The organism is Microcoleus sp. N9_A1 (assembly GCF_036701795.1).
Taxonomy (GTDB): domain Bacteria; phylum Cyanobacteriota; class Cyanobacteriia; order Cyanobacteriales; family Microcoleaceae; genus Microcoleus.
Genome location: NZ_JAUBRI010000168.1, coordinates 1 through 2,247 on the forward strand (window position 1 = coordinate 1; position 2,247 = coordinate 2,247).

Below are 2,247 nucleotides of genomic sequence, written 5' to 3' on the forward strand. Positions count from 1 at the left end.
AGTGGATAAGTCCAGCTATAACAACAAAACTTTATGTTGCCTCTTCCCGAGTACAAAACCCACAACCACCTCAAGTTTTTGCTTAACTACCACTTCGTCTTCATTCCCAAACGTCGCAAGAAAGTTTTGGTCGCAGATATAGCAACTAGGCTGCGAGAGATATTTTTAGCACTCTCAATTGAGAAAGGTTGGGATATTCTAGCCTTAGAAGTGGCACCAGATCACGTATATTTGTTCGTCGCGGTCAACCCGGTGGATACTCCTGCGCTAGTAATTAAGGCATTCAAAGGACGTTCTAGTCATCATTTAAGAGCTGAGTTTCCAGAACTGAAAAAGCTGCCGTCCTTGTGGACGAGCAGCTATTTTGTTAGTACCGCAGGTAATATTAGTAGTGAAATTGTGAAGAAATACATAGAAGATCCGCATCATTCAGCTAATTAAGAGGTAAGCGACACGGGGACTGAAGTCCCCCGTGTCGCTTACCTCTCAGGGCTAAAGCCGCTGAGTTTCCCGCATCCCGTATGAATTTTTATGAGTGACTACCCAAAGGAGAGGCAGTGGCCAGTATGAACTATCCCGACCTAAAGAAATACGCCGATGAAGTCAACGCGCTGCAAGATTTGCCGTCGGCAACTGTAGAACTTCCACCGCTGGCAGCCATCGCCATCATCAGCCATATCCAACTGGCGAGCCGCCACCCCGGCATTGTTGACAATGCTTTTACCAAGATTGCGATCGAAACAGCCCGGCAACTGCAAAACCTGTTTAGCGAAGATTCTGAAACTTACAAAGTGCTGGAACTCGGCTGGAACCCAGAAGCCGACATCTTAGTGCCAGATGGAACCGAGGAAGAACCTTGGCAGCAGTGCGAGGAATTCTGCGACAGATTTCTGCAAAACCTCGGTTGCCGCTGCACTGGCTACAAGAGAGCGGAAGTTATGGCGGGCGATGAAGATATTGACCCCAAAACTTTGGCCGCCGGTGCTGCGATGATGTACCAACTCCAGCGGAATTTGGAGAGCGAAGGTTTTGAACTCGATATGTAGGAATTAGCCGATTTGTCGTGAAGTGCGATCGGCTGCTATGCAACCACTAGACAGTAAATAGACATGGAAGATTTAGACATAGATTCAGAAGAAACGAAAGAACCCGATTTAAAGGAAAGCGCGCGCGAGCTAGCAAACTTTGAAAATTTGCAACTGCCTTCAAGCGGGTACTTGAGCGGGTACGAAATCCACGCGCTTATAGTGGCCGCTCAGATGCTACAAATCTCACCCCAAGCTGAAAACTTAGGGCCAGTAACAAAGGCAGCCCTACTGGGCGGGATGAAACTGCAAAGGCTATTCCTAACGAGTCCTCACTCCTTCGCCCTGCTAAACCAGGGGTGGGATTTGATGGAGCCCGAAAAGATAACCGCTTAGAGGAAGATTAATGTTGACGAAAGAGGAAGCAGTGACTTTATTGGGAGGGGCCAGGAAGCAACTCCCAGATTCTCCTCAGACCCCAGAGGAAATATTGGAGGCGATGAAGGCGGCCTCAAACAATTACTACCGCGAAGCGATCGCCACTAACTGCCACACATTTATTGAATTCACCGGTCTGATTAACGAGTACATCAAAATCTGCGAGAGAAACCTCAAGCAGCGGGAAGTCGATTTCACTAAAACCAGCGTTCACTGTCCCGGTGAACCGGAACTCCAGATAGAGGAGTGGGAATTGCAGTACATCAATGACAAGCTTCGCTGCATATTTCCAAACTTGCAACTTGTGGAAGTAGAAGAAACCTTCACCAAACACAATGAAAGGACTGATTAACCATGCTTTGCGAACTTTACCGCTTTGACTGGAACACGACTGACAAACAAATCCAGCACCAGCAAAATTGCAATTCTGAAGAACTCGAAAGAATGTGGTGGGAAGATACTAACGAAATTTTCAGCACTTGGGAAAACATCGCCGCAGCCGTCCTCTGTACCTATCGACTTGTAAGGGCGATCGTGCTTGGAGAATTATTTTTAATGTTGCGGCGATTCGTCAGAATTGCATCAAAAGTAATTGTGTGGAATCCCGCACTCGCAAACGAGATAGGCAATTGGGGAGAAGAGGTGCGCGAGCCCTGGAGCTTCGAGTTGGTTCATGAATATCTCATTACAAGATGAGCTAAAACGCAATGGTTAACGCTCAACTTTCACTCTTTGACACGGCTGCTGGAGAAATCGGCAGTTTTTACAAACCCGGCGATTGGAT

At 47.4% G+C, this 2,247-nt stretch carries 5 protein-coding genes; all 5 read left to right on the forward strand.

What is annotated here, in order from left to right:
• Positions 1-33 precede the first annotated feature (33 nt).
• The 5 genes from tnpA (at position 34) to QUA58_RS31160 (ending at position 2,159) form a co-directional block, all read left to right on the forward strand.
• On the forward strand, positions 34-441 hold the full coding sequence (gene tnpA, locus QUA58_RS31140; protein ID WP_333397982.1) for an IS200/IS605 family transposase: 408 nt from the start codon (positions 34-36) through the stop codon (positions 439-441).
• Positions 442-566: 125 nt separating this feature from the next.
• Positions 567-1,046: a hypothetical protein gene (locus tag QUA58_RS31145; RefSeq protein WP_333397983.1), complete on the forward strand. Its 480-nt coding sequence runs from the start codon at positions 567-569 to the stop codon at positions 1,044-1,046.
• A 63-nt stretch (positions 1,047-1,109) separates the two neighbouring features.
• On the forward strand, positions 1,110-1,421 hold the full coding sequence (locus QUA58_RS31150) for a hypothetical protein (RefSeq protein ID WP_333397984.1): 312 nt from the start codon (positions 1,110-1,112) through the stop codon (positions 1,419-1,421).
• Between the two features lie 10 nt (positions 1,422-1,431).
• Positions 1,432-1,815, forward strand: a complete 384-nt coding sequence (locus QUA58_RS31155; RefSeq protein ID WP_333397986.1) for a hypothetical protein — start codon at positions 1,432-1,434, stop codon at positions 1,813-1,815.
• A 2-nt stretch (positions 1,816-1,817) separates the two neighbouring features.
• Positions 1,818-2,159: a hypothetical protein gene (locus QUA58_RS31160; protein ID WP_333397987.1), complete on the forward strand. Its 342-nt coding sequence runs from the start codon at positions 1,818-1,820 to the stop codon at positions 2,157-2,159.
• Positions 2,160-2,247: the final 88 nt, after the last annotated feature.